Genomic DNA, 25,633 nt, shown 5'->3' on the forward strand with positions numbered 1-25,633 from the left:
GAGTAAAAATACTCACCCAACAAACAAATGATGAATTTGACACCCTCTCTTAATGTACGAAAATAATCGTACAATGACTATCTTTTAATTTTCGGGAACACCCTTTTGATTTCGGTCTTTCCGGCTTTTCTGACCTCCGACTTCCGCACTTTTCATCGGGTTCATATATATAGCAGCTGTGAGTATATAAATTCTATATTATCTATCTGATTAGGTTTAAAATTCAATGTTCCAGGTTTAAGGTAATAATCAACAATCGATGCTCAATTTCCCGATGTTCATTGGACTTTCGTTTTGAAGGCATGATTGAACGTTGATTATTGCGTATTGAAAATTGGATATTCAACTTATCCCCTGTCAATTATCATCTGTCATCCGTCAACTAAACCATCTCACGGCATCAGATAGCTTACTCCTTCCAGTGCCAGATCGGTATCCGGAAATACTTCTCTAGTTTCAATTTCAAATTCCTCAAGTGTATCGTAACGGCTGCTAAAATGGCCGATCAGTAGTTTTTTGGTACCAGCCAGCCGGGCTATGGTACCGGCCTGCCTGGTAGTAGAATGAAACCTCGCATTAGCAATCTCTGCAAAAACATCCAGGTAGGTGGTTTCATGATAAATCATGTCGGCGCCTTTTATGTGATCCAGGATGCCCTCATCATAACGGGTATCGGCACAAAAAGCATATGTTTTGGCCTTGTCAGCAGGAAAAGTAAGCAGTTCGTTCTTTATAACGCTTCCATTAGGTGTTACATAATCCTCACCTTTTTTCAGGTGATGATAAAAATTTACAGGAACTTCCGTGGCTTTTACAGCGTTGATATTCAATTTCCGGAGTTTCTCAATTTCTTTAAACACAAAACCATAACATTCTATGCGATGGTCCGTTCTGAAGCAGCTTACTTCCACGCCATCAATAGCAAGTAAGGTGCCGCTGCAATTAATGGTTACAAAATTCAGCGGAAAGCAAAGTGTGGTGTGGGCCGCATCAAGCTGCATCTGGATGATCTGGCGTAATGGCTCAGGAGCAATAATGGTAAGCTCCTGCTGACGGCCCAACAGGGCGAATGAATTAATAAGTCCAACCAGGCCGTAATAATGATCTCCATGCAGGTGAGAAATAAATATGTGTGAGATCTTACTTCTCCTGATTTTGTATTTTATAAGCTGTATCTGAGTTCCTTCACCGCAATCGATCAGGAAATTACGACCCGGCAAAGTTAATACCTGGCTGGTAGGGTGCCGGTCAAAGGCAGGTACCGCCGAATTATTACCAAGTATAGTTACTGCAAACATTAAAAAAATTACCGGTTAAGTTAAAACAATAATTGGTTAACAGATCAATGCCTCCATTTTTTATTAGCGCACCTGCAGATTTTTACGCGTCCAGCGGATCTTCATCCAGCAGCTCCCGTTCTATTTCTTCCATTTGTACAATATCTGCGGCTTCACTTTGAGTGGGAGCAACATTTAAAAGTTCTAAAAGTTCATTTTCTGCCAAAAATGCTTCTGCTTTCCTGCTCAGGCAGCATGAAACAAAAGAAGCATTGTTTTCATAAAACTCCTGCTGAATATGAAGCAATTGTTCTGCAGCCCCCATGTCTAATACAGTAATATTGCTCATATCCAGTACAATGTTTTTTACCTTATTTTTTATATAAGGCAGCAATGCTACCTTAATACCATCTGCCATTGTAACAGTTAAAGCAGTCTCAATTGGCGTGATGACGTGAAATTTCTCTTTGGTATCTATTTTGACCTGCATAATAAGTTCTAATTTCCTCTTGTAAATGGTATAAATATTTTCAAGAGCTGCCTGCGGTAAGCAGCGCAATAGCCTTTCTGAAATTTTTCATTCGCGGTTCATGAGCCAACAGAAAACTTTCATATAGGTTTTAAATGGTTGGTGATTTTTAAAATATTTCCAATTTTTTCGTCTTTTCCTGAAAAGAAATGATAAAGCCGGATTAAATTTTGGATAGATACATTATAAATAACCTAAACCAGTACCAAATATATTTGTTAATATTGTAACTAATCACTTTATCTGCAATAATATGGATAATAATTTTTCAACTCAGGTAAAAGAAATCATTTCTTACAGCAGGGAAGAAGCCCTCAGGTTAGGGAATGATTTTATTGGCACAGAACATTTATTGCTTGGTTTGATACGTGAGGGAGATAATACAGCTATACGAATACTGAAAGGATTTAATATAGATATTTTCGAACTCCGTAAAGAAATTGAGCTGGCCATAAAAGACAAAACAGGCAAAAATATTGCAAATATTAACAGCCTGCCTTTGACCAAACAGGCCGAAAAGGTCATCCGGGTTACGGTGCTTGAAGCGAAAGCTTTAAAAAGTAACCAGGTAGAAACCGAGCACCTCATGCTTTCGATTTTAAAAAACAGGGAGAATATTGCTACGCAGATTTTAAACCAGTACGATCTGGATTATGATATGTTTAAGCAGGAGCTGGGCATCGTAAAATCCAATGAACCCCGTGCGGAGTTTGGCGAGGAGAACGACGATGATTTTGATGATGAAAAGAAATATGCCCAGCAACCGAAGGGTACCGCTTCCAAATCGAATACAAAGAGTAAAACGCCTGTTCTGGATAATTTTGGGCGCGATGTTACCCGCCTGGCCGAAAGCGGTAATCTTGATCCGATCGTAGGCCGCGAAAAGGAAATTGAAAGGGTTTCCCAGATATTAAGCCGGCGTAAAAAGAATAATCCTATTTTGATCGGTGAACCGGGTGTAGGTAAAACCGCTATTGTAGAAGGTTTGGCACTTCGGATTGTACAAAGGCGTGTAAGCCGGGTGTTGTTTGACAAAAGAGTAATATCGCTGGACCTGGCATCGCTGGTGGCCGGTACCAAATACCGCGGGCAGTTTGAAGAAAGGATGAAGGCTATTATGAATGAGCTGGAAAAGAACCGCGACGTTATTTTGTTCATTGATGAAATGCACACTATTGTGGGTGCCGGTGGTGCCAGCGGTTCGCTGGATGCCAGCAATATATTCAAACCTGCATTAGCACGCGGCGAACTTCAATGCATTGGAGCATCTACATTAGATGAATACCGCATGTATATCGAAAAGGACGGGGCTTTGGACCGTCGTTTTCAAAAAGTAATTGTGGATCCTCCAAGCGTAGAAGAAACCATACAGATATTAAATAATATCAAATCCAAATACGAAGATTTTCACAGTGTAACTTATACGGATGAGGCTATTGAAGCGTGTGTTAAACTGAGCGACCGCTATGTAACAGACCGTTTGCTGCCTGACAAGGCTATTGATGTGATGGATGAGGTAGGGGCCAGGGTGCACTTAAAGAATATCAATGTACCGGATAACATTGTAGAGCTTGAAAAGAAAATAGAAGATGTAAAAGAAGAAAAAAACCGTGTGGTAAAAAGCCAGAAGTTCGAGGAGGCTGCTTCTTTGCGCGATACCGAAAAGAAGCTGGCTGAAGAGCTGGAACGCGCCAAAGCACAATGGGAAGAAGAAAGCAAACACAAACGTTATCCTATTACCGATGAAGATATCGCGGAAGTGATTAATATCATGACAGGTATACCGGTAAGGAAAATGGTAGAAGCAGAAACGGAAAAGCTTCGGAAAATGAGCGAGGATATGAAGGGCATGGTCATAGGCCAGGATGAAGCGATCGTGAAGGTAGTAAAAGCTATTCAAAGAAACCGTGTAGGTTTAAAAGACCCCAGAAAGCCTATTGGCAGCTTTATATTCCTGGGCCCCACTGGTGTAGGAAAAACCGAGCTGGCACGTTCGCTGGCAAGATATCTTTTTGATTCGGAAGATTCGCTCATTCGTATAGACATGAGTGAATATATGGAGAAGTTTACAGTAAGCCGGTTAATCGGGGCGCCTCCGGGCTATGTAGGGTATGAGGAAGGAGGTCAGCTTACAGAGAAAGTACGCCGCAAACCTTACAGTGTCATTCTTTTAGACGAGATCGAAAAAGCACATCCTGACATTTATAATATTTTATTACAGGTGCTTGATGACGGACAATTGACGGATGGCCTGGGCCGAAAGGTGGATTTTAAAAATACCATCATTATCATGACATCCAATATCGGGGTACGCCAGCTGAAAGATTTTGGATCAGGTGTTGGTTTTGCTACCCAATCGCGCTTAGCTAATGAAGAGGAGGAAAATAAGGCAGTGATCGAGAAAGCGTTGAAACGTACGTTTTCTCCGGAGTTTTTAAACCGTATTGATGATGTAGTGATCTTTAACAGCCTTACTAAAGAAAACATCTTCAGTATCATCGATATTTCGATGAAGGGAGTGTTAAAACGTATCCAGAACCTGGGTTATGGGCTGGAGCTTACCGAAGATGCCAAAACCTTCCTGGCAGATAAAGGGTATGATCAGCAGTTCGGCGCAAGACCCCTGCACAGGGCTATTCAAAAATATCTCGAAGATCCTTTGGCAGAAGAAATTTTAAATATGAATGTTAAGCCGGGTGATGTATTGCTGGTAGATTTTGATAAAGAAAAGGATAAGCTGTTCTTTACAGTAAAAGACCCCAAAGAGAATCCACAGGAAGCATAATGGAAAGGATTAAATGCTGGTAAAGGTTGTCTTCAATTTCTGAAGACAACCTTTACTTTTATCAGCCGTTTTGTGCTCAAACAAAACGCATAGATATGATCCGGGATATTATAAATGCAGGCCTGGCTTTTGTATAAAGCTGATTCATCAAGCTTACATGAATGGCCTGATGCATTTTTCAATTTTTATGAACGCTGTTAAACTTTTGCTAAAAGCATCTCCGTAGCTAAAGAAGTACGAATGTGATCGTATTTTTATACGAAATATTTCGTTCATCTAAATCAAAGCTTTATGTATGGCTTCCACACAGTCCGGAACAAACTTATTGTAGCTGTAACTTTAATAATCGCTGTTTTAATGCTTGTTTCCTGGAGTATGCCGCTTTCCGGCAACATGTTTACGGATTTTTTTTATGGTACAGATACTATACCCGCCAGTTGCGATAAAAAAATAGCAGCGCTTGATAAAGCCCTGGCCCGCCTGGAAAAGGTAAAAGAGGAATTGAAAGAAAAAGATATTAAGAAACGGATAGAGCAGGCATTAGAAGATATAGATATGCAGCAAATAAAGGCAGGCATTGATAATGCAATAGAAGGCGCTAATACCGCTTTACAAAATGCAGATGTGGAAAACGTAAAGCAGCACGTAGAAACCGCTATGGCGCGAATAGATATAGATAATATCAGCCGGAAAGTAAAAATGGCGGCAGCTGATCTTCAGCCGCAAGTTGAAAAATCGCTGGAAGAGGCCCGGTACCAGATCGAAAATGCACAGGATGAGCTGAAGAAGGCCAAGCGCCAGTTAAGAAGCAGGGATGATTTATAACTCAAAGACAGCAAAGAGCTGGTGGAGAAATGATTGTTCAGCCGCCGCTTCGTTCCCCGGCGCGATTAGATGCAGCGCTCATTGATGAGAGATGCTTGGGTTTAAGTATTGGAGAGATATCGATTTTTTGTAAAAAATGTACCTGGAAACCCTGCTCTATTTCGGTATATACAGCATATATTTTTCCTCAAAAAAGGGCTCCTTAAAAATATCTTTAATAGGGGTAACATAAGGACGGGTGCCACTTTCCTGGATCTCTTTTGCCAGGTCGCCGCCTTTCAGGCAAATAAGCCCCGGAGCCGGCGTATCATTATTTCTCTCTGTATTTAATTTTTGAATCAGTGGTTTGCTCCAGAGCCAAAGATCCTTCAGCGGCGCTACAGCGCGGGAAATAACGTAATTACATTTTTTGTCCTTTATATCTTCCACCCGGGTATGCTGAACGGTTATGTTCTTCAGGCCTGTTGCTGATGCTACTTCCTGTACCACCTTTAGTTTTTTAGCAATGCTGTCTACCAGGTGAAAATGAACTTCAGGAAAAAATATCGCCAGTGGCACACCCGGAAAGCCACCACCGCAGCCAAGATCTACAATACGGCTGCCTGCATTAAAATGATACACAGCGGCAATGCTTAAAGAATGCAGTACATGCTTTTCATAAAGACTGTCAATATCTTTACGGCTGATCACATTTATCTTTTCATTCCAGTTCCTATACAATTCCTCCAGCGCTTTTAATTGTTCCAGTTGGGTATCTGAGAGCTCAGAGAAATATTTTAATATAATGTCCATTGTTACAAAAGTAGAAATATGTTGATGCATTCATATAAAGATTGCAATAGGAATTTTAATAAAGACCCAATTTCTTTTTTACTAAAAAAATTAGTAAATTTGTGATGGCAAATCATAATATTTTCGAATGGAAAGAATAGAAGAAAAGCTGAAGATATTGGCGGACGCAGCTAAGTATGATGTGAGCTGTAGTTCCAGCGGAAGCAAAAGAAAAAATACCGGTGGTATTGGCGATGCTTCATCGTCGGGTATTTGCCATACATACACAGAAGATGGGCGGTGTGTTTCCCTGCTGAAAATTTTACTCACCAACCATTGTATTTACGATTGCGCATTCTGCGTCAGCCGGAAAAGTAATGATGTAAAAAGAGCCGCCTTTACAGTTGAGGAAGTGGTAAGGCTGACAATGAATTTTTATCGCAGGAATTATATTGAAGGTTTGTTCCTGAGCTCCGGCATTTTTAAAAATGCGGATTTTACCATGGAGCGTTTGCTGAGGATTGTAAAGAAGCTGCGGATAGAAGAAAAATACAATGGATATATACATTTGAAAACTATTCCCGGGGCCAGTGAAGGCCTGATTATGGAAGCGGGTTTGTATGCTGACAGGATGAGCATCAACCTGGAGATGCCCACGGAAGCGGGTTTGAAAATGGTAGCGCCGGATAAAGACCACGAGTCGGTAAAGAAGCCATTGGCTTTTGTAAATGAACAAATCCAGGGATATAGATCCGAATCTAAAATAATCAAACATGTTCCTGTTTTTGTACCGGCAGGACAAAGTACGCAGATAGTAATAGGTGCCACACCCGAAACGGATTTTGAAATCATGAACGTGGCAAAAACATTTTATAAAAACTACCAGCTTAAAAGGGTGTACTATAGCGGTTATGTACCTGTTAATACCAATAATCATTTATTGCCCCTGGTAGGTTCTGCGCCGCCTTTGATCAGGGAGAACCGTTTATATCAAACAGATTGGCTGCTGCGTTTTTACGGTTTTGAGCTGGATGAGATCTTGAATAAGGAGCATACCCATCTGGATCTGGATATTGATCCGAAACTTAGCTGGGCATTACGTAATCTGTATTTATTTCCGGTGGATGTAAACAAGGCGGATTATACAATGATTATCCGTATCCCCGGCATTGGCCGGCAGTCGGCCCTGAAAATAATCCAGGCAAGAAAATTCGGGCGGCTGCACGAATACCAGCTACGGAAAATGGGAATCGCTTATAACAGGGCGAAACATTTTATGACATGTGCCGATTCTCCTTTTGTATTCGGAATACCGGATGTATCAGCTATCAGAAGCAATATTCTTGAAAACGGCAACAGTAAATATAAAAGTAAAACGCCCGAAGCACAGCTTACACTTTTTTAAAAATGTATTATTTATTCGACGGCAGTTATGCAGGATTTTTATGCTGCGTTTTTGAAAGTTTTGAAAGGGAGGAATGGAATGTCATTCCCTTAACGCCGCAGCAATTTACAGGAGATTTTTTCAGCGATAAAAGAGAAATATTCACCCACCCTGCCAAAGCCAGACGCGTGCAGTACGGTTTACAAAAAAAGACAGGAACGGAAAAATCTAAAGATTTTTTCCGGGCTTTTTTATCAGAAGACAAAAAAGCATGGGGTGCTTGCTTCAAAATTATTACAGCAATTTTTAAGACAGGCGTCACCATTTTAGAAAACTTTGGGAATGCCGATGTATTGTATTTCACTCAAACTTTAAAAAAAGTGGGCCGCGAACGTCATCGCATGAAAGCCTTTGTTCGCTTTCAGAAAAGTAGTGATGGAATGTATTTCGCGCTTATTGAACCGGATTTTAACGTACTGCCTCTGATCTCGGATTTTTTCAGGAAGCGCTATGCCGACCAGCCATGGCTGATATATGATATGAAAAGAAAATATGGCTTATTGTATAATAAAGTGGCTGTTTCGGAAGTTACTTTATCGCCTGAACAAAAGCAATCCTTGACTGCACCTGTTATCGCCATATCCGCGGATGAGCAGGATGAAAAATTTCAACGCCTTTGGCAGCAATATTTTAAAAGCACCAATATTGAAGCCCGCAAAAATATTAAACTGCATTTGCAGCATGTGCCTAAAAGATATTGGAAGTACCTGGTGGAAAAGAAGAATTGAAATATTCCAACAGAACTATAAGAAACTATTTAACTGTAAATGATCTGCCCTGATACTGAGTTGTCAAAAAAAGCAAATAAACAATTATTCAATTAATGTCGTTTACTTAACATTTCAGGGTAGTTGCAGGCGTTTGCAACTGTCTCTTTAAGTAACAGGCATGTGTTGTAAATACAGAATGCCGGGATCACCAACAGGTGTTTATAAATCATGGATTTCTATGGTGCAGGTTCTATGATCCCGTTAAAAGATATAGGGGTTTTGTTAAGGCTCAATACCTGTACATAAGCATACCCTGCTGGGGTAATCGATATCAATACGCTCCTGATATCCTGCACATCTTTAGGTGTAATGGTGATTTCGGTATTCTTCTTACGTATTGATTTTTTATAGTCAAAATCAGTAGATGTAAATTTGATGCCACCTTTTGAAGGATCAAGCGGCGCGGTAAAAGACCGCCCGAAAAACGGCAGATAGGCAATAACAGAATCCCGGGTTACCTTAAGATCGTAACCTGATGTTAGCTGGTACAGATTATTACCATTCGGAAACATAAACCTGGGGTTGTAACGGCTGTCTTCGGTAGGTATTACAGTTCGTGCCACAAAAGTATATCGTTGCTCATTCAGCATATTTTCAATGTCGGAAGCTGTTGCTGCTGCCGTACTTTTTGAAGAGGAGCAGCTTTGTATAATCATTCCCAGGAACAGAAATAAAACAATGCGGTTCATAACAGTATTTTACAGTAAGATGAAAATTATTGTCTTTTTACATAATCACTTTACCATAATATGCAGCTAAAAATGTACCAAATAGCCCGGCTAGCGCCTTTCAAAAACATACGTAACCACGTTCATGCTGTTATAAACTTTGGCTTTAAACCTGTTGGCATTTCCAAAACGGGGTATTTCCAGCCTGTCGAACTTGATACTATTGCCATTGGCCACATCGATACTTAAAATATATTCGGTATCGCTGTCTCCTTCATTGTCGGTGTAGGTATAGGCGTCAATATACCATGTGCCGCTATAAGCAACATTATTCCTGTCGTAATAAATAGCGCTGTTATCGCTTCTGAAAGAGAAGGAGCCTCCGTTAAAAACGATATAACTGCTTCCCAGACCAAAAGTGTTGATCTCTACAAGGCTCCAGTTTCCCACGATCCGGTTATTGAATTTTTCAAGCCTGTGTTTGGTACAGCTTACTAATACGATCAAAAAAAGAAAAGAAATGGTGAAAGCTCTCATAATACGGGTTTTAAACAATTGACGTACAGTGAAGAGCAAAGGTTGCAGATATAAAAAACCGCCAGTGAAGGCGGCTTTTAACGGCATCGGAGAAATGTTCTGAACTTGCTTTAAAAAATTACATATTTTTTTCGATAGTTAATAATTTGCTTTTCAGATCCTGGATCTCTATACTTTGCTTTTTAAGCGAAGATACCATTGCCGGGATCAAGGCTTTCTCGTCAATTACTTTAACAACTTTAGTGCGATAGGCATTTTTGCCAAATCTTTCGCTTACTTTTTTTTCTTTAACCAAAGAGGGAAACAGCTCCTGTAGGTCTTTGGCCAGGAATCCGTATTCCTTTCCATGCTCAAGGTCCAGTTCATTAATAAAATGGGCATCTGAACCTAATTTGATTACTTTTTGGGGATCAGTTACCTGCGCGAAGGCTGAAAGAGAAAATAAAAGAGCAGAAAATGCAATATATAATTGTTTCATGATTGTATAATTTTTATAGAATTTTAGATATACTGATGTATACGGATCGTACTACACGGTTGAATTTTGCAAAATAAAATTTGAAGTAAAAACAGCGCTGATATAAATGCGTGCAAAGCGCCTTTGCCAGTTATCCAACTTTAGGAGGCGGAACAATAATACCGGGTTCAATGGCAGGAATATAGGGAGCATTATAGGTCGTTTTATGAAAAACAAGGCAAGCTGCCGGCACCGGTATCAACATGGCATCTGCCGGTAATTTTTGCTCCTGCTCAGTACTTCTTTCTTCAGCATCCTGGTTTTGTTCTGTGTTGGATGATTCGCAATCGGTACAAATTTCTTTTTTTTCAGTATGAACCAGGCGAACACTAGCCGCCATTTCATTTGATGCAAAAAGCAAAAAAAGCAAGCAGGCAATAATATGTATCCATCTTAATTTCATGTGTAGCGCAAAGCTATTTATTCCTGTTTTTTTAATGAAAAAATACCGGTATTTTTTTTCAGGTTATAACAATTTTATAACAAAAAGTCCGCCTTTTAGGGCGGACTTAATGATTTGTAAATTAATTGTTTACAAAAACATATTCATTTTTTTATTATATTGATAATTAATTTAATATCTATATAATTCGGGTTTGAACGGGCCTTCTTTGGGAATACCCAGGTACAAAGCTTGTTTATCAGTAAGAATGTCCAGTTCCACCCCGATTTTTGCAAGGTGAAGGCGTGCCACTTTTTCATCAAGGTGCTTTGGTAACACATATACGTTATTCTCATATTTATCGTGATTAGTCCATAGTTCGATCTGGGCTAAAGTTTGATTCGTAAAAGAATTGCTCATCACAAAGCTGGGATGACCTGTAGCGCAACCTAAGTTCACCAGCCGGCCTTCTGCCAGCAGGATAATATCTTTTCCCTCCACGTTATAAATATCAACCTGTGGTTTGATGGTGTCTTTCGTATTGCCATAATTATCATTTAACCATGCCACATCAATTTCAATATCGAAGTGACCGATGTTGCAAACAATGGCTTTATCTTTCATTGCCTTGAAATGTTCAGCAGTGATCAGATCACGACAGCCGGAAGCCGTAACTATGATATCCGCTTCTTTCACCGCGTCGACCATTTTCTTTACTTCAAAACCATCCATTGCCGCCTGCAGGGCACATATTGGGTCAATTTCAGTAACAATCACGCGGCAGCCGGCGCCGGCTAATGAAGCTGCAGAGCCTTTTCCTACATCTCCATAACCACCTACAACCGCAATCTTCCCGGCCAGCATTACATCAGTAGCACGGCGGATAGCGTCAACGAGCGACTCTTTACAACCATATTTATTATCAAATTTGGATTTGGTTACAGAATCATTTACATTAATGGAAGGCACAGGCAAAGTACCTTTTGCCACGCGCTCGTACAGGCGATGCACACCGGTGGTAGTTTCTTCGCTGATGCCTTTTACATGCTGAACCAGCTCTGGGTAGGTATCCAGTACCATATTGGTAAGGTCGCCGCCATCGTCCAGGATCATGTTCAAAGGACGGTCGGCACTACCGAAGAACAAGGTTTGTTCAATGCACCAGTCGGCTTCTGCCTGTGTTTGCCCTTTCCATGCAAATACACCAATACCGGCAGCAGCAATAGCTGCAGCAGCGTGATCCTGCGTAGAAAAAATGTTACACGAGCTCCATTTTACTTCAGCGCCTAAAGCCACTAAAGTTTCAATGAGCACCGCTGTTTGAATGGTCATGTGCAGGCAGCCGGCAATACGCGCTCCTTTCAGCGGTTGGGAAGCGGCATATTCCTGGCGGATGCTCATGAGGCCGGGCATTTCAGCTTCGGCCAGGCGGATCTCTTTGCGACCCCATTCAGCTAATGAAATATCTTTTACCTTGTACTTCAGGTCAAAGTCAATCTGGGATTTTGTAACGGTTGACATATTTCTTATTTAAGATTTAATATTTGTATATGATCCATGAATTGTAAGCTATGAACCAGGCCGCAAAATTACCTCATAGGATAAAATAATAGGTTAAAATTAATATTTCAGGATAAAATGATATAAATTGAGTATCTTTTAGCGTATAATCATATTCCATGAACTCAAATAAAGCTGCAAAAGAAAAAGTAACTATGCAGGCCCCTGCTCTTGATGCAAAAGATGTTGACATATTGAAGATGCTTCAGCAAAATGCCCGTATTACTGTAAAAGAAATTGCAGATACCATACATTTAAGCACCACGCCCGTGCATGAGCGCATCAAGCGTCTGGAACAGTCGGGGATTATTACCCGTTATGCGGCTATGCTCGATGCTGCCAGGTTAGGTAAAAAGCTGATGGTGATCTGCCATGTATCTTTGAGGGAACATAATAAGATTGCCGGTTCAAAATTCATAAGATCCATTCTGGCAATGCCGGAGGTACTGGAATGTTACAGTATCTCGGGCGAATTCGATTTTTTGCTGAAAGTGCTTACAGAAGATATGGAGACGTATTACAATTTTCATGTAAACAAACTTAGCCAGGTAGAGAACGTGGGGCATGTGCAGAGCACCTTTGTAATGGGTGTGGTAAAGCAGACGCATGAAGTATTGAGTTAGCAACAGAACTGATTGTTAAGGAGCCTGCGATCACTGATAGAATAAGCATACGATTGTATGTAGCCGGTTATAACGCAAGCGTTATTGCTTTTTTATTCCCGCAATCGCAGATGCTCTATAAAGTATGATGGAGAGATACCCGTTTTCTTTTTAAAGGCAATTGCAAAAATCGCTCTGGAAGAGAAGCCACAGGCTTCAGCAAGGTAGCTTATTTTATATTCCCTGTACTTTGGCTCTTCATACAGAAGTTGGGTGATGTAATCAATCCTCAGGTCATTAATGTACTGGCTGAAGGTTTTGTCTTTATATTGTTTTAAAATCTCGTTCAGGTATTTCGAGTTCGTTCCCAGGTAATTGGACAGATACGCAAAATTGACCTCCGGCTTTATAAACCTGTTGGATTTTTCAAATTTATCTAATTTGCTCAGTAGTAGTGTAATTGTTTCTTTGGAGATATTTACTGATCTCTGCATATTTTTTTCGGGTACCTGCTGTTGCGATGGTGCTGCAGGGGTTTCCTGCGGTTCCGACAGGTTCGTTTTCAGGTGATCAATAATGGCTTCATATTTCCTGTGAAGCCTTTTTTTCTTGTGCTTCCAGATTATGAGGCCTGTAAGAAGCAAGGCCAGAACCAGCGTGCCAACGATGACACTTATATTTTTTATCCTTTGGGAATAGCTTTTTTCATTCTTTTTAATCACCTGCCGTACCGGGTCTTCTACGGCTTTTTTTTCTACGGTATTAATACTATCGTTCAGCTTCGAATATAACTCCAGGTATTTTTGGGAGATTTCATTTTGCCCCGTTCCCAGATAAGATTTTGCCAGCACCATATAACAAACCCTCCTGTTGTACGGCATGTGGTAAGATTTTTCCAGATCAAGCATTTTTTCACCGTAATGGATGGCTTTTTCATAATCCTTTGTGTTGTAGTAAAATTCCAGGAGCGCTTCAAAAAGATCAATTTTAGAATCGGGGCGTATTTCGTAGCGGTCATTCTCAGCATCTTTTAAGGCTGCCATGAAATAAGATGCTGCGAGGCGCAGATTTTTTTTCGGGTTTCTTTTAAGGTAATAGAAAGTGCCAAGATTCATATTCGTTGAAACCAGCATATCCTTTTTTTTGCTCAAAGAAATGGTGGTGCTGCTGTCTTTTATTTTTTCAATTTCATATTTGCTTTTTTTCAGGTATTCTATCGATTTTTCCAGGGAAGTGTCCTGATAATAAGGGGCAAGGTTATAATAAATAAATCCACGATTATACTGCCTGCTGTCTTCATTTTTAATGAGCTCCGTATAGGTAAGCGCCGTTTCGTATTGCCGGATCGATTCGCTATACATACCTAAATTAACATATAACGTAGCCCTTGTTGTGTACAGGGTAGATAAAACGGGATAATCTTTAAGCTGCTGGGCAATTTTTTCTGCCTCTTCCGATATTTCAAGTGCCTTTTTATAGTTATAAGCCTGGGCGTAAAGCAGCATCAGGTTTTTCCTGGCGGAAAGTTCCCCATGCCGGCAATCTGATGATTTAGAAATATTAATTGCTTTCGTTAGTACCTCAATTCCTTTTTCCGGTTCTCCGGCTTTTGTATATCCAATTCCCTTGTCAATTAATTGGTCTACTTCTTTGTTTTGCGGGCATAATATCGTTTGTGAAATGGCAGTACTTCCTAAAAAAAGAAAGATAAAAGCTATAGAATTCCGGCAGAAGTTTTTGTTTGTGATCATATATCAGGTAATCAGGATTTTTTCCGGAAGTAAAGTACAGCGTATCGGGTACAAACACGAGTTTTAGCTGTAATGAATTACAGAATTATCCTATTGATAGGAAGTGTTCAATTATTTGTTAGTCATTTAATTAGGTGTAATTTTTTTAATAAAAAGGATCTGCCCTGAATTAAGGAATTTTATAGCTTCAGTTTTCAGAAAACCTATCCTGGATCATTTTTATATACTGTTCCACGTCTGTAAAATTGGAAAAAAGTAGCTTGATGGCCAGGAATGCTGTATTTGTAGACAGGTTAATAAAATGTAACGGAAAAGGAATATCTAACCGGATAATCCAGCCGCTGATTTTATTCTTTTTCTGTATGTTTATTATAACCGGGGCAGATAGTAAGCGCAAAAACGGGCATGAAATGTCCAGACAGATGTACATCAGCCCACATGATAGACCAGTAATCAAACACTCCTGCTTTTCAGATTTTGGACCTTCCTGGATATTGAAATTAGAGCAATTTCATTTTTGAACCTGCTATTCGCCTTTTTTAATATCCAGCAGTTCAACTTCAAATATTAAAGTGCTGCCGGGAGGTATATCGCCAGCGCCACGTAATCCATAACCCAGTTCCTGGGGAATATAAAATTTATACTTTGAGCCTTTGCTCATCAGCTGTAATCCTTCTGTCCAGCCAGGGATCACATTCGATACATGAATGGTTAAGGGCGCTCCACGATCGTAAGAGTTATCGAATGGTGTGCCATCTGTCAGGGTACCCTTATAGTTGCAGACAACTGTATCGCTGGCGCCGGGTTTATCGCCGGTTCCCTCTTTTATTACTTCATATTGCAGGCCGCTGGCAGTAGTTTTAACACCAGGGTTGGTTTTGTTTTTTTCAAGGAAAGCGCGGCCCGTATCAATCGTGGCTTTAGCCTCGCTTTCCTGCTCCTGCTGCGAAAACTGTGTAAGAATGGAACGTAGCTGCTCTTCGCTGAACTTAGGCGCTTTACTGTCAAAAATATTTTTTATGGCCTGAAGAAAAGCATCTTTATTCAGACTTTTCAGATCTTTGCTGATAGATTGCGCAATGTTTTGGCCAATAGCATAGCTTGCAGAGTCCGCAAGATTTTTTAAAGGAGCCTGGGTATTCACATTTTGTGTTACAACCGGTTTTTTTACCGGCGTAGTGGTTTTGGGTTTTGCTTTTGTTTGAGCAAAGGCATTCATGGTAAGAACTAATGATAAACTGATAATACTTAACTGCTTCATAATTAAAAATAATTGTTCGGAGTACCTCTCCGGGAGGTGCAAAAATAGTTGTATCATTGTTATGGAACTGATAATTGCATGCTCAATTTTAAGTACGTATGGGATATATAATGCAGGTACAGATAAGATGGTCTGATTTGGATGTTAATGCACATGTAAGGCATAGTGTATATTACGATTGGGGGGCATTTTGCCGTATTGAATTTTTGCGGGAAAAGGGTTTGCCTGCTATAAAAATGCAGGAGCTGCACATTGGGCCTGTAATTTTCAGAGAGGAATGTTTATTCAGAAGGGAGATAAGGCAGGGAGATGTAGTGAACATCCGTTTAGAGCTTACGAAAGCCCGTAAAGATCTCAGCAGGTTTTCCATCAGGCACACGATCATAAAAAACGAAGAGGTCATTTCTGCTGTTATTAATATGGACGGGGCATGGATGGACACCATAAAAAGAAAGCTGTGCACGCCTCCGCCAATTGTTGTGGCTGCTCATGCCGATATGCCCAGGGCTGATGATTTTGAATGGCAATAAAATTTCTGTAAAATGCTTTTCCTGAAATTCATATTTACTATTCTTCTTTGTGGTTGCACACAGGTTATTGTGGCACAAACCATAGCGGTAATGAGTTATAATATTCATCATGGTGCAGATAAAGAGGAACGCGACCGTGTAGCAGAGATAGGCGCATTTATAAAAAGTTCGGCGGCAGATATTGTGGGATTACAGGAAGTGGACAGCGTTTGCCTGCGTACAAAAGGAGTGGACCAGATGAAAAAGCTGGCTGGCATAACCGGTATGTATTATGCCTTTGTACGGCATTTTGCTTACCAGGGAGGTGCCTATGGCATGGGCATCCTTTCACGTTACCCGATTGAAAATGTGGAAAATAAAAGAATGCCCCTGCTTAATAATAAAAACCCTTCAACCGCAATGATCACTGCTGTTATACAACTGCCGGAAAATAAAAAAATAAAATTGGCATCAGCCCATTTTGCTCTGGACGATTCTTCACGGATGCTGCAGGCTGCAGCAGTAGTTACTTGTTTTAAGCAGGAAAAAATACCTGTAATTTTTACGGGAGATCTGAATGCTGAACCTAATACCCCGGAAATAAGATTTCTTAAAGAATATTTTGCTGAAACTGACGCTGCAAATATTTTTACATTTCCCGCACCTGTTGCTACAAAAAAGATTGATTATATTTTTATAAGAAAGCCCCACCTGAAAAAAATAAAGCAATATACAGTGCCTGTTAATGCCTTGTCTGATCACCTGCCGGTAATAGCAGAGATGGAGCTGAAATAATAGCTATATGTGAAATCTGCTGTATTGAGAATTGATTATTGAACATTGTGCATGAGTATTACGGTCTGTTTCAGCACTCAACTGCACCACTGACAACTTACGCTAACTTAATATTACATATCATCTTCATCCAAATCCTGCGCTTCATCGTCATCATGATCCATATTCATCATGCTTCCAAAAAGATCTTTAAATTCAATTTTTGTTTCAAACAGCTTTTTACTGATAGCAGAGTAAGAGGCCAGTCCATGCAGCACAAACTCCATCATCAAACCCGTCTGCAGTTCATTGGCGCCCGGAAAATATTTTTTTACCAAAGCGTGTAACCCGTCAACTGTATAAAGCAGTTGCAGCTTCTGTTCGTCCTTTGTATTGAAAGGGATGTTGAGCTGGTTACCTTTATCGAACCAGTTAATAACAGAGCGATATGGGTTTTCCTCTGCTTTTTGCTGTGATGAAGGTTTGCCGGTATTGCGGCGTTTTTTTAGCTGATCAGGATCAGGGAAGTATTGTACGAACTGGGTACGGATGGCCTTGTCCACGAGATTCATGGCTACCTGGTAAGGGCCTTCCTGCTCCCCTTCATATACCAGCTCTACCTTTCCGGTAATGGACGGGATAATGCCTGACAGATCCGAGATCCATATCTGCGTGGTGCTTTCACCATTTATCAGTGCCCGCCTTTCGGCAGCGCTTACTGCATTTTCCCTTGCGGAAATGGTAAGCCTGGCACTTACACCACTTTTCTTATCAACCAGCTCACTATTGCGCGCCTCAAATGCTACCTGCTCAATAAGTCGTTTTACCAGGTCGCTGATCATTACTTTTTCTACCACATCGCCGTGCACAAAAGCTTCCTGGTCGGTGATGTCCAGCGCATGCTCCAGTGTTTTAGGGTAATGCGTTAATATCTGGCTTTGGATGCGGTCTTTTAATGGGGTTACAATAGAGCCACGGTTGGTATAGTCTTCGGGGTTGGCGGTGAATACGAACAAGATATCCAGCGGCAGCCTTAATTTAAAACCGCGTATCTGAATATCTCCTTCCTCCAGTATATTGAACAGTGCCACCTGGATACGAGCCTGCAGATCGGGTAATTCGTTTATTACAAAGATGCTGCGGTTACTGCGCGGAATGATGCCGTAATGTAATACGCGCTCGTCTGCAAAGCTTAGCTTCAGGTTAGCGGCTTTAATGGGATCGATATCCCCGATCAGGTCCGCTACGCTAACATCGGGTGTGGCCAGCTTTTCGCCATAGCGTTGGCTGCGGTGCAGCCAGTCAACAGGCGTGCCGTCTCCCTTTTCTGCTATCAGATCAATGGCATATTTTGAAATGGGGTTGAACGGGTCGTCGTTGATCTCACTGCCGGCTACAACAGGGATATATTCGTCTAACAACTCCGTCATCTGGCGGGCCATCCGTGTTTTAGCCTGTCCGCGTAAACCCAGCAACAGTATGTTATGCTTGCTTAACAGGGCCCTTTCTGTTTCGGGAATTACAGAATCTTCATAACCTACAATGCCGGGGAAAGTGGTTTCTCCTTTCTTTAGCCTGCTGATAAGATTTTGCCTTATTTCTTCTTTTATGGATTTGGGTTCGTAACCCGATTTTTTTAATTCACCTAAAGTTTTTACCACGATTTACCGGATTTTAATGATTCAAATTTTTTGTGTTATTTTCTTTGAATTTGAAGTTTTCAATTCTTTTGAATTCGAGGCTGGTACCGCCAAAATTAATAAGCAACCCTACCTGTAGGTTGAAGGCTTCCAGGTAGTTTTTAGCCTGACGGAGATGAGTATTTTCTAATTGCATAAACGCTTTTATTTCAAGCATTACCTTGTTTTCAATGAAAAAGTCAACACGTCCTTTTCCTATTTGTTTTTCTTTATAATAAATGGGTATATGATATTCCTGCTTGTATTCAATTTGTAGGGAGTCCAGTTCTATTGCTAAAGCTCGTTGGTATATAATTTCTTTAAACCCATTTCCAAGATGTGAATGGACTTGCATTGCGGCTCCAATGATTTTTTCAGTCAGGTCTTTGTATTTGAAGTTTGATACGTCCATTAATCCAAAAAATCGTTAAATCAGGGTTTTCGACTTCCCACTCTCAAAATCTTTAAAGATAAAGCTTCCCAGGTTATCTAAAGAAGCAAAGTAGGCTTTACCGTGGTTCATTTCTGTAAATTCCTGTACAAATCTTTGCAGGTAAGGGTCGGTGGCTATCATAAATGTTGTGATAGGTATCTTGTTTTTCTTGCATTGCGCTGCAAGGTTCATGCAGCGGTTGATCACTTTGCGGTCCAGCCCGAAAGCGTTCTTATAATAACGCTTGCCTATTTTCAGGCAGGTGGGCTTACCATCTGTTATCATAAAGATCTGCTTGTTCGGATTTTTCCTTCTTCTTAGAATATCCATGGCCAGCTCCAGGCCGGCAACGGTATTGGTATGATAGGGCCCTACCTGTAAATAGGGTAGATCTTTTATTTCAACCGGCCATGCATCATTACCAAATACCACAATATCCAGCGTGTCTTTGGGATAACGTGTGGTGATGAGCTCGCTTAGTGCCATAGCTACTTTTTTAGCCGGGGTAATGCGGTCTTCGCCATACAGGATCATAGAGTGCGAGATATCGATCATTAAAACAGTAGAGGTTTGGGTCTTAAAGTCTGTTTCGCGGATGCTTAAATCATCTTCGCGCAGCGAAAAGCTTTCTATGCCATGGTTAATCTGCGCATTTTTTATGGATTCTGTAAAATCGATCTGTTCCAGCATATCTCCAAACCGGAAGGGCCGGGTTTCGGGATTGATCTCGTCTCCCTGCCCCGGCCTGAATGTTTTATGATCTCCCTGTTTACTTTTTTTCAGTTTTCCGAAAATTTCTTCCAGGCTTTTTTTACGGATGCCCTGTTCTGTTTTGGGCGTGATCTTTATTTCTCCTTTTTGCTGGTCTTCGGTGATGTATCCTTTCTCTTTAAGGTCTTCCATAAAGTCGCCTATTCCATATTCCCCGTCTGTAAGCCGGTATTCCTGGTCTAACTGGTTCAACCATTGCAAAGCTTCGCCCACATCACCGCTGGTATAGGTGAGTAACTGCATGAAGATATCAAGTAATTTATCAAAAGGCGGTTTGCCCTGCTGGTCGATATCGAACCTTGAAAAATGAAATCCGCGCATACCTAAATATAACACTTTACCAGTTGATAAGTTGAAAGGGTGCAGCTGAATAGTGAATGGGAGGCAGTGAATAGGTGAGGCCCAGGGTTTAAGGGTCAAAGTTTTATGCAGACACCGTTCCCGGTTCGGGAGCAGATTAATAAAAAGTATAGCATTTCTATACTTAATGATTGGTAATCCATCATGTACCCTGTTATCGGTCATCTGTCCATTAAAAATGGCTGCCCGGTTAAGAGCAGCCTCTGTATTATTTCATGCGTTTTTCTTTATTTACCGGCAGCCTTCTTTGCGCTGTCTGCGACATTTAATAACTGCTCAGGGGTAAGCTCCTGTGCCGGGTTTTTAGCAGCCTTTTTTAAAGGATCATACTGCTGTTCTACCTGGTTCAGTACTTCTTCCATTATTTCGTTTAGCACTACCTCAGTATGTTCGAGCCCGGCAAAATATTCAGGCCGCTCTGTTTTAAGATAATTATAATAAGACCGCTGACTGTTCATGTCTTTCCGTATATCGGCAGCAATCTTCCTTGCCTGGTCCAGCTTACCCGCTTTATAGTAGGCTTCGGTAAGTAATATACCGGTCTGATTGTGCTGGTTATAACGGCTTGCCATTCCATAAGGCAGGTTTTCAGGGTCTATGCCCTCAGCTTCCTTATTCAACAGCTTCACTGCCTCGTCTGTTTTCCCTGCATCAGCAAGATTACCTGCTGCCTCAGCAAAGATGGCCCTGATATTCAGCAGATACTGCCTGTTTACTTCATCAAAATAAACGCCTTTTTTATTGGCACCGCCAAATTCAAATTTTTTAAGGTTATCGTAAATAGCCGTAAGGTTATTATCTTTTACAGATGAACCGCCGGCTCTCATGGTTCTCATCGCCTGATCAGTCACCCAGTTTTGCTGCGGTGTTTTAGTTGCAAATGGCACCAGCCTGTAAGTAAGACCATCTTTGCGCAGGTGCTGTCCAAAGCCCAGTTCGCCATAAGCAGCTGTAAAGTAAACAGGCCTTTTCCACTTATTGGTAGCAATAATATTCAGCATGATGAGATCATTGCGGGCAATAGCGCTGGAAGGAACCTCGAATGCCAACTGGTCTAAAACGCTGTCTGCGGGAGTAGCGGTACCATTCTTGTAAACCAGCTCCTTATCCACAGGTACAAAGAATTTTTTAAATGGCATGGTATTAGGGCCTACGTCATTACCGTCATTATCTGTTACTTTTTGCCCCAGGTAATCTTTCATTATATCGTATAAGGGGTAATAAGCGTTAGGATCGAGGTTTTGCCCCTGTTGCTGCCTGCCAATGCGGATGTATTCCCTGTTATGACCTTCTATTTGCTCGGGGCTCCAGATCACATCCACGCTGTCCGCATTATTGATCTTATACCTTAATTGATTGATGTACCAATCTATACCCAACAGGCTGGTATTGATGATGCGGATATCTGTTCTGATGCCTTCTACTTCCTGTGCATACCAGAGGGGATAGGTATCATTATCTCCGAATGTGAAGAGGATAGCATTCGGTGCGCAGCTTTCCAGGTAGTCTTTTGCGAGGTCAGGCGCCAGGGTTTTCCTGCTCCGGTCGTGATCGTCCCATTCCTGTTGTGCCATCAGCACCGGCACCAGCAGGGTAATGGCGCTGGCGGTGATGCCCGCCATCCTGAAATTGCCACCTTTGCCCGAAACGGCTCTGACAATGTAGGTTACTGCAGCAACTACTACAGCGAACAGCACAGCAGCCACAACGCTGGCTGTAATGGCGCCGCCTGCGGTACCGTTAAGGCTGGTCAATATAACAACCAGGAAGGTAGCTGTAGCACCGTATATCAATACTTTTTTGAAAAGCTCTTTATCTGTTTTCTCAATCGCCATCCTTACAAAAGCCAATACCGATAAACCAATCCATATGGCAAATACATACATAGCGCCTACAAATACATAGTCTCTTTCTCTTGGCATGTTACCGGGGGCATTGAGGTAAATAACAATGGCTTCTCCCATAAAGAAGAACAGTATCAGGGTAACAATAAAATCCCGGCGATTTCTTATCAGCTGGAACACAAAGCCTAAGATGCCCAATATTAACGGCAGCATAAAGAGCCTGTTATGCGCTTTGTTGTTTTTAAGGCTGTCCGGCATCTTGCTTTGATCGCCAAGGCGCGGCGAATCGATCAGGCTGATACCCGAGATCCAGTTGCCGTCTCTTTTATTTCCAAAGCCCTGCAGATCATTCTGCCGTCCGGCAAAGTTCCACATAAAATAGCGCATGAAGAGGAAGTCGGTTTGATAGGTAAGGAACCAGTTCAGGTTGTCTCCATAGCTGGGTGCTCCATATGTTGGCTGACCTGTATTTTCGTCCCTGGACTGATCCAGGCTTAGCCAATCGGCATAAAACTGTGCATGGCCCTGATCGTTGCTGGCATCCCAAACCCGTGGGAACAGCTGCATATCGCTGCTTTGGTACAAAGGCCTGCGATCTCTTCCTGCAGGAATATACTTGTTTTTCCCCTTGGTATATTTCATCTCACCATAGCTCATGTCAACCATTCCATCTCCATCCTCATCCCTGTATTGCGCAGCGAAGTGAGGCCCGTAAACCAGGGGAGCGCTGCCATATTGCTCGCGGCCCAGGTAATAGACCAGGTTAATAGGATTATCCACATTATTCATATCAATGCCCGGATTGGCATGGCTGCGAATAATGGATGTAAAATACATGAAATAGCCCAGCATCATAAAGGCATAACACCAAAGGGAAAGTTTTAAGATTCTTAAAGCTGAGGTTTTAATAAAATACCCAAGTACGGCACCAATAATTAAAAGCAGTATCACTTTAAAAGCGGCTGCCGTTCCTGAAAAAGCAAAAGGTAAGAAGGCCAGGGTAAAGAACAATGCGGTCCAGATAATGATTTTCGTTTTGGATACATCGGGCTTAAACATCAGCGCCCATGCTATTAAAGCTGCAATTGCTATGAAATAGGCAGCAAAGCCAGAGAAGAATGGCAGGCCGAAGCTGTTTACAAAAAATACGTCAAACAAGCCCGCCGCTTTCATGCTGTATTGAATTACGGCTACCTGCACGATACCGGTAATTATACAGCCTATAAGGAACGCGATAACAGCACCTTTGGTAGTGGGTTTAAACCTGCGATAATAATAGATCATTACAATAGCAGGAATAGTAAGCAGGTTTAACAGGTGCACTCCTATGGACAAACCCATCATAAAGAAAAGGAAAATGATCCATCGGTCGCTGTTAACACGGGCAGCCTCATCTTCACCGGCATGTTCATCGGCATGCTCCCATTTTAAGATGATCCAGAATACAAAAGCAGTAAAAAAAGAGGACAGCGCGTACACTTCGCCTTCTACAGCACTGTACCAGAAAGAATCGGTAAACGTATAGGCTAAAGCACCCACTGCGCCTGCTCCCATTACGGTAATCAGCTGCGGGTTGGTAAGCGCTTCACCTGCCTTTACAAACATTTTTCGGGCAAAGTGCGTGATAGTCCAGAAAAGAAAAAGAATGGTACCGGCGCTGGCTAATGCGCTCATAAAATTTACGGCATTGGCAGCGGTTTGGGGATTGTCGCCAAACAGGATAATAAAGAACCGGCCTAACAAAGTAAACAGGGGAGCACCCGGAGGGTGAGGCATACCTAATTTGAATGCACACGCAACAAATTCACCACAATCCCATAAAGAGCCCCTGGCTTCTTTGGTGAGCGTGTATGTAATGGCGGCGATCGCAAAAACCACCCAGCCTGTAAGGTTGTTTACTTTTTTGAAATTCATGTTAAAATATAATTTATAACGCCCGCAAAAATAGGGATAAAGCACCCACTTAGCTATAATTTGGAGTGGATGTTTGAAATTTATGAAATTATAAAGAGTGTTTACTGCCTGATATATGCAGGGTTGCGGTAGGGGTTATTATACCATGTGGCATCAATCTCTTTTACAAAATTTTCGATATCGCGGTCAAAGGTCTCTTTCAGATTAAAGTCCTGCTTCAGGTTTCCTCCATAAAAAAAAGCAATAGTCTGATAAAGCCGGGCATTTAAGCCGCCTTTATATTCTTTGAGAATTTCATAACAATTGTTTCCGGTTTGACGGTTGATCAGCTTCATCAAAACCTTGCCCTGGTAAACAGAAAGATTGGTAAGCGGGTCAGCAAACTGCTTTTTGAGTTCTTTCTCTTTCTCTTTAATAATAGCTTTCCTGTCTTTCTTATTCCCGGTAGCTTCTATTTGCTTGTTCATCTGGTTGATGGTATTTCCTGCCACTCTTGCATAGGGGTAGCAAACATATACCGCATTACGGAGCCGGTTATATTCGCGTTTTACCTGTTCGAGCCTGGCCGGCGGAAGCTTGGATATCCATATATTTTCCTCTTCCGTATAGGGCATCATTTTAAACGAGTTATAGTCTGTGCCATACCATATGGCCGGAACCCTGGTAAGATCGAGAGGCCCCCAGTCTTTCATGACCTCCTCCATACTCGGCCTGGGGGGAATAGAAATAGTATCGGCAGGAGCCGTTTGTGCACTGCTATAAAAAAAGGGTATTGTAGCAGTTAATAGAAGCAAATAATATTTCCAAAGGGTATTCAACTGTACAAAGTTAATAGCTGCCAGATATAATAAGGTATTTTGAGCTTCTTTCTAAATGATAAGAAAATCATAATTTATTTCCGAAAAAATCAAAAAGCGGTAAATGATATTGTCAAGATCCAGGCCATAATAGCTGCAACAGCAGTACTCAAAAAATTGACGGCATTATTGTTCAGCCATCCTTTTCGCTCCCATGCAGCCCCACACACCGAATCTGCAATATTGCCTGCTGTTCCCGAAATAAGAACGATCATAAAGGAACTGAGCGTTCCGGCATTAAACGCGCTATACAGCAGGGCTATAATACCGCTTCCTGCAAACCCCAGTAAGCTCCCTTCGAGGCTTATTACCCCGTTCAGGCCTTTTTTATCCTGTTTAAGACCAAGGATATTATAGAACCGGCGCCCGTAAATGTTTCCCAGTTCCGATGACACGGTATCGGCGGTAGCTGCAGAGAAACACGATGCTATCATAACCGGCGCGTTAATTTGAAGCAAAGGGCAGAGCCAATCTGCCAGCCCGATAAAAGCAGGCAGGCCGGCATTGGCAAAAACCTGACCCACTGTTCGTTTACCTTTGCCGGTTTCTGCCAGTCCGGTTTTTAGCTTTGTGTCGAGTTTCCACGAAGTAACCCATACGCCTATAATAAAGAATGCTGCCATTACGGCAATGCCGGGCAGGCCGGTATCCAGGTAAATAAAGCTGCTGAGTAATCCACCTGTAATGGCTGCAGGTATGGTAAGCTTTTTCAGCAGTATACTTAACACGATGCCGGTACTGATGATAAAAAGAAATATCCAGTTGCTTATTTCCATTATTAATGATTGAGCCGGCAGGAAAAATAAGCAATTT

Annotated in this window: 23 protein-coding genes; 7 read left to right on the top strand and 16 right to left on the bottom strand. The window is 41.6% G+C overall.

Annotated features, from left to right (window positions below):
• Positions 1–392 precede the first annotated feature (392 nt).
• Both ACYVBM_RS03780 and ACYVBM_RS03785 read right to left on the bottom strand, forming a co-directional pair.
• Positions 393–1,298: a ribonuclease Z gene (locus tag ACYVBM_RS03780; protein WP_460684289.1), complete on the bottom strand. Its 906-nt coding sequence runs from the start codon at positions 1,296–1,298 to the stop codon at positions 393–395.
• An 82-nt stretch (positions 1,299–1,380) separates the two neighbouring features.
• Positions 1,381–1,767 (bottom strand): STAS domain-containing protein, encoded by a 387-nt coding sequence (locus tag ACYVBM_RS03785; protein ID WP_460684290.1) that lies wholly within the window; start codon positions 1,765–1,767, stop codon positions 1,381–1,383.
• Between the two features lie 292 nt (positions 1,768–2,059).
• On the opposite strand from ACYVBM_RS03785, the gene ACYVBM_RS03790 reads away from it, so the two are divergent.
• Positions 2,060–4,591 carry an ATP-dependent Clp protease ATP-binding subunit gene (locus tag ACYVBM_RS03790; protein ID WP_460684291.1) on the top strand — a complete coding sequence of 844 codons (2,532 nt, stop codon included), beginning with the start codon at positions 2,060–2,062 and terminating at the stop codon, positions 4,589–4,591.
• Between the two features lie 357 nt (positions 4,592–4,948).
• Positions 4,949–5,416, top strand: a complete 468-nt coding sequence (locus tag ACYVBM_RS03795) for a hypothetical protein (protein ID WP_460684292.1) — start codon at positions 4,949–4,951, stop codon at positions 5,414–5,416.
• 156 nt (positions 5,417–5,572) lie between these two features.
• On the opposite strand, the gene rsmG is transcribed toward ACYVBM_RS03795, so the two are convergent.
• The gene (rsmG, locus tag ACYVBM_RS03800) at positions 5,573–6,208 is read right to left on the bottom strand and encodes a 16S rRNA (guanine(527)-N(7))-methyltransferase RsmG (protein ID WP_460684293.1); all 636 of its coding nucleotides are present in this window, start codon (positions 6,206–6,208) and stop codon (positions 5,573–5,575) included.
• 127 nt (positions 6,209–6,335) lie between these two features.
• Here rsmG and ACYVBM_RS03805 point away from each other — a divergent pair, with 127 nt between their 5' ends.
• On the top strand, positions 6,336–7,592 hold the full coding sequence (locus tag ACYVBM_RS03805; protein ID WP_460684294.1) for a putative DNA modification/repair radical SAM protein: 1,257 nt from the start codon (positions 6,336–6,338) through the stop codon (positions 7,590–7,592).
• 2 nt (positions 7,593–7,594) lie between these two features.
• Complete coding sequence (locus tag ACYVBM_RS03810) at positions 7,595–8,359, top strand: TIGR03915 family putative DNA repair protein (protein WP_460684295.1); 765 nt, start codon at positions 7,595–7,597, stop codon at positions 8,357–8,359.
• A gap of 218 nt (positions 8,360–8,577) precedes the next feature.
• Here the strand turns inward: ACYVBM_RS03810 and ACYVBM_RS03815 are convergent, their stop codons facing one another.
• The 5 genes from ACYVBM_RS03815 to ahcY form a co-directional block, all read right to left on the bottom strand.
• Complete coding sequence (locus ACYVBM_RS03815) at positions 8,578–9,090, bottom strand: DUF4251 domain-containing protein (RefSeq protein WP_460684296.1); 513 nt, start codon at positions 9,088–9,090, stop codon at positions 8,578–8,580.
• 90 nt (positions 9,091–9,180) lie between these two features.
• On the bottom strand, positions 9,181–9,606 hold the full coding sequence (locus tag ACYVBM_RS03820) for a hypothetical protein (RefSeq protein ID WP_460684297.1): 426 nt from the start codon (positions 9,604–9,606) through the stop codon (positions 9,181–9,183).
• Between the two features lie 118 nt (positions 9,607–9,724).
• A complete protein-coding gene (locus tag ACYVBM_RS03825) occupies positions 9,725–10,084 on the bottom strand; it encodes a hypothetical protein (protein WP_460684298.1) in 360 nt (119 codons plus the stop codon).
• A gap of 130 nt (positions 10,085–10,214) precedes the next feature.
• Entirely contained in the window at positions 10,215–10,526 is a 312-nt protein-coding gene (locus ACYVBM_RS03830) for a hypothetical protein (protein ID WP_460684299.1), read from the bottom strand.
• A 171-nt stretch (positions 10,527–10,697) separates the two neighbouring features.
• A complete protein-coding gene (ahcY, locus tag ACYVBM_RS03835) occupies positions 10,698–12,026 on the bottom strand; it encodes an adenosylhomocysteinase (protein WP_460684300.1) in 1,329 nt (442 codons plus the stop codon).
• 158 nt (positions 12,027–12,184) lie between these two features.
• Here ahcY and ACYVBM_RS03840 point away from each other — a divergent pair, with 158 nt between their 5' ends.
• Positions 12,185–12,688 (top strand): Lrp/AsnC family transcriptional regulator, encoded by a 504-nt coding sequence (locus ACYVBM_RS03840; RefSeq protein ID WP_460684301.1) that lies wholly within the window; start codon positions 12,185–12,187, stop codon positions 12,686–12,688.
• Positions 12,689–12,780: 92 nt separating this feature from the next.
• Here ACYVBM_RS03840 and ACYVBM_RS03845 read toward each other — a convergent pair whose 3' ends face one another.
• Together ACYVBM_RS03845 and ACYVBM_RS03850 are read right to left on the bottom strand one after the other, a co-directional pair.
• On the bottom strand, positions 12,781–14,418 hold the full coding sequence (locus ACYVBM_RS03845; RefSeq protein WP_460684302.1) for a helix-turn-helix domain-containing protein: 1,638 nt from the start codon (positions 14,416–14,418) through the stop codon (positions 12,781–12,783).
• 526 nt (positions 14,419–14,944) lie between these two features.
• Complete coding sequence (locus ACYVBM_RS03850; RefSeq protein WP_460684303.1) at positions 14,945–15,679, bottom strand: FKBP-type peptidyl-prolyl cis-trans isomerase; 735 nt, start codon at positions 15,677–15,679, stop codon at positions 14,945–14,947.
• A 98-nt stretch (positions 15,680–15,777) separates the two neighbouring features.
• Here ACYVBM_RS03850 and ACYVBM_RS03855 point away from each other — a divergent pair, with 98 nt between their 5' ends.
• On the top strand, positions 15,778–16,209 hold the full coding sequence (locus tag ACYVBM_RS03855; protein WP_460684304.1) for an acyl-CoA thioesterase: 432 nt from the start codon (positions 15,778–15,780) through the stop codon (positions 16,207–16,209).
• 12 nt (positions 16,210–16,221) lie between these two features.
• The gene (locus ACYVBM_RS03860) at positions 16,222–16,983 is read left to right on the top strand and encodes an endonuclease/exonuclease/phosphatase family protein (protein WP_460684305.1); all 762 of its coding nucleotides are present in this window, start codon (positions 16,222–16,224) and stop codon (positions 16,981–16,983) included.
• Between the two features lie 113 nt (positions 16,984–17,096).
• On the opposite strand, the gene ACYVBM_RS03865 is transcribed toward ACYVBM_RS03860, so the two are convergent.
• The 6 genes from ACYVBM_RS03865 to ACYVBM_RS03890 form a co-directional block, all read right to left on the bottom strand.
• Positions 17,097–18,623: a MoxR family ATPase gene (locus ACYVBM_RS03865; RefSeq protein ID WP_460684306.1), complete on the bottom strand. Its 1,527-nt coding sequence runs from the start codon at positions 18,621–18,623 to the stop codon at positions 17,097–17,099.
• 13 nt (positions 18,624–18,636) lie between these two features.
• A complete protein-coding gene (locus ACYVBM_RS03870) occupies positions 18,637–19,053 on the bottom strand; it encodes a GxxExxY protein (RefSeq protein ID WP_460684307.1) in 417 nt (138 codons plus the stop codon).
• Between the two features lie 15 nt (positions 19,054–19,068).
• The gene (locus ACYVBM_RS03875) at positions 19,069–20,166 is read right to left on the bottom strand and encodes a vWA domain-containing protein (RefSeq protein WP_460684308.1); all 1,098 of its coding nucleotides are present in this window, start codon (positions 20,164–20,166) and stop codon (positions 19,069–19,071) included.
• Between the two features lie 266 nt (positions 20,167–20,432).
• On the bottom strand, positions 20,433–23,963 hold the full coding sequence (locus ACYVBM_RS03880; RefSeq protein ID WP_460684309.1) for a DUF2723 domain-containing protein: 3,531 nt from the start codon (positions 23,961–23,963) through the stop codon (positions 20,433–20,435).
• Positions 23,964–24,064: 101 nt separating this feature from the next.
• Positions 24,065–24,781 carry a DUF4294 domain-containing protein gene (locus ACYVBM_RS03885; protein WP_460684310.1) on the bottom strand — a complete coding sequence of 239 codons (717 nt, stop codon included), beginning with the start codon at positions 24,779–24,781 and terminating at the stop codon, positions 24,065–24,067.
• Between the two features lie 89 nt (positions 24,782–24,870).
• Entirely contained in the window at positions 24,871–25,596 is a 726-nt protein-coding gene (locus ACYVBM_RS03890) for a DUF92 domain-containing protein (RefSeq protein WP_460684311.1), read from the bottom strand.
• Between the last annotated feature and the right edge of the window lie 37 nt (positions 25,597–25,633).

Source organism: Niabella aquatica (assembly GCF_054779315.1).

Bases quoted from the DNA above. Each gene is read 5' to 3' on its own strand.
- ACYVBM_RS03780 (WP_460684289.1), bottom strand. From the start codon at position 1,298: ATGTTTGCAGTAACTATACTTGGTAATAATTCGGCGGTACCTGCCTTT.
- ACYVBM_RS03785 (WP_460684290.1), bottom strand. From the start codon at position 1,767: ATGCAGGTCAAAATAGATACCAAAGAGAAATTTCACGTCATCACGCCA.
- ACYVBM_RS03790 (WP_460684291.1), top strand. From the start codon at position 2,060: ATGGATAATAATTTTTCAACTCAGGTAAAAGAAATCATTTCTTACAGC.
- ACYVBM_RS03795 (WP_460684292.1), top strand. From the start codon at position 4,949: ATGCTTGTTTCCTGGAGTATGCCGCTTTCCGGCAACATGTTTACGGAT.
- rsmG (WP_460684293.1), bottom strand. From the start codon at position 6,208: ATGGACATTATATTAAAATATTTCTCTGAGCTCTCAGATACCCAACTG.
- ACYVBM_RS03805 (WP_460684294.1), top strand. From the start codon at position 6,336: ATGGAAAGAATAGAAGAAAAGCTGAAGATATTGGCGGACGCAGCTAAG.
- ACYVBM_RS03810 (WP_460684295.1), top strand. From the start codon at position 7,595: ATGTATTATTTATTCGACGGCAGTTATGCAGGATTTTTATGCTGCGTT.
- ACYVBM_RS03815 (WP_460684296.1), bottom strand. From the start codon at position 9,090: ATGAACCGCATTGTTTTATTTCTGTTCCTGGGAATGATTATACAAAGC.
- ACYVBM_RS03820 (WP_460684297.1), bottom strand. From the start codon at position 9,606: ATGAGAGCTTTCACCATTTCTTTTCTTTTTTTGATCGTATTAGTAAGC.
- ACYVBM_RS03825 (WP_460684298.1), bottom strand. From the start codon at position 10,084: ATGAAACAATTATATATTGCATTTTCTGCTCTTTTATTTTCTCTTTCA.
- ACYVBM_RS03830 (WP_460684299.1), bottom strand. From the start codon at position 10,526: ATGAAATTAAGATGGATACATATTATTGCCTGCTTGCTTTTTTTGCTT.
- ahcY (WP_460684300.1), bottom strand. From the start codon at position 12,026: ATGTCAACCGTTACAAAATCCCAGATTGACTTTGACCTGAAGTACAAG.
- ACYVBM_RS03840 (WP_460684301.1), top strand. From the start codon at position 12,185: ATGAACTCAAATAAAGCTGCAAAAGAAAAAGTAACTATGCAGGCCCCT.
- ACYVBM_RS03845 (WP_460684302.1), bottom strand. From the start codon at position 14,418: ATGATCACAAACAAAAACTTCTGCCGGAATTCTATAGCTTTTATCTTT.
- ACYVBM_RS03850 (WP_460684303.1), bottom strand. From the start codon at position 15,679: ATGAAGCAGTTAAGTATTATCAGTTTATCATTAGTTCTTACCATGAAT.
- ACYVBM_RS03855 (WP_460684304.1), top strand. From the start codon at position 15,778: ATGGGATATATAATGCAGGTACAGATAAGATGGTCTGATTTGGATGTT.
- ACYVBM_RS03860 (WP_460684305.1), top strand. From the start codon at position 16,222: ATGCTTTTCCTGAAATTCATATTTACTATTCTTCTTTGTGGTTGCACA.
- ACYVBM_RS03870 (WP_460684307.1), bottom strand. From the start codon at position 19,053: ATGGACGTATCAAACTTCAAATACAAAGACCTGACTGAAAAAATCATT.
- ACYVBM_RS03875 (WP_460684308.1), bottom strand. From the start codon at position 20,166: ATGCGCGGATTTCATTTTTCAAGGTTCGATATCGACCAGCAGGGCAAA.
- ACYVBM_RS03880 (WP_460684309.1), bottom strand. From the start codon at position 23,963: ATGAATTTCAAAAAAGTAAACAACCTTACAGGCTGGGTGGTTTTTGCG.
- ACYVBM_RS03890 (WP_460684311.1), bottom strand. From the start codon at position 25,596: ATGGAAATAAGCAACTGGATATTTCTTTTTATCATCAGTACCGGCATC.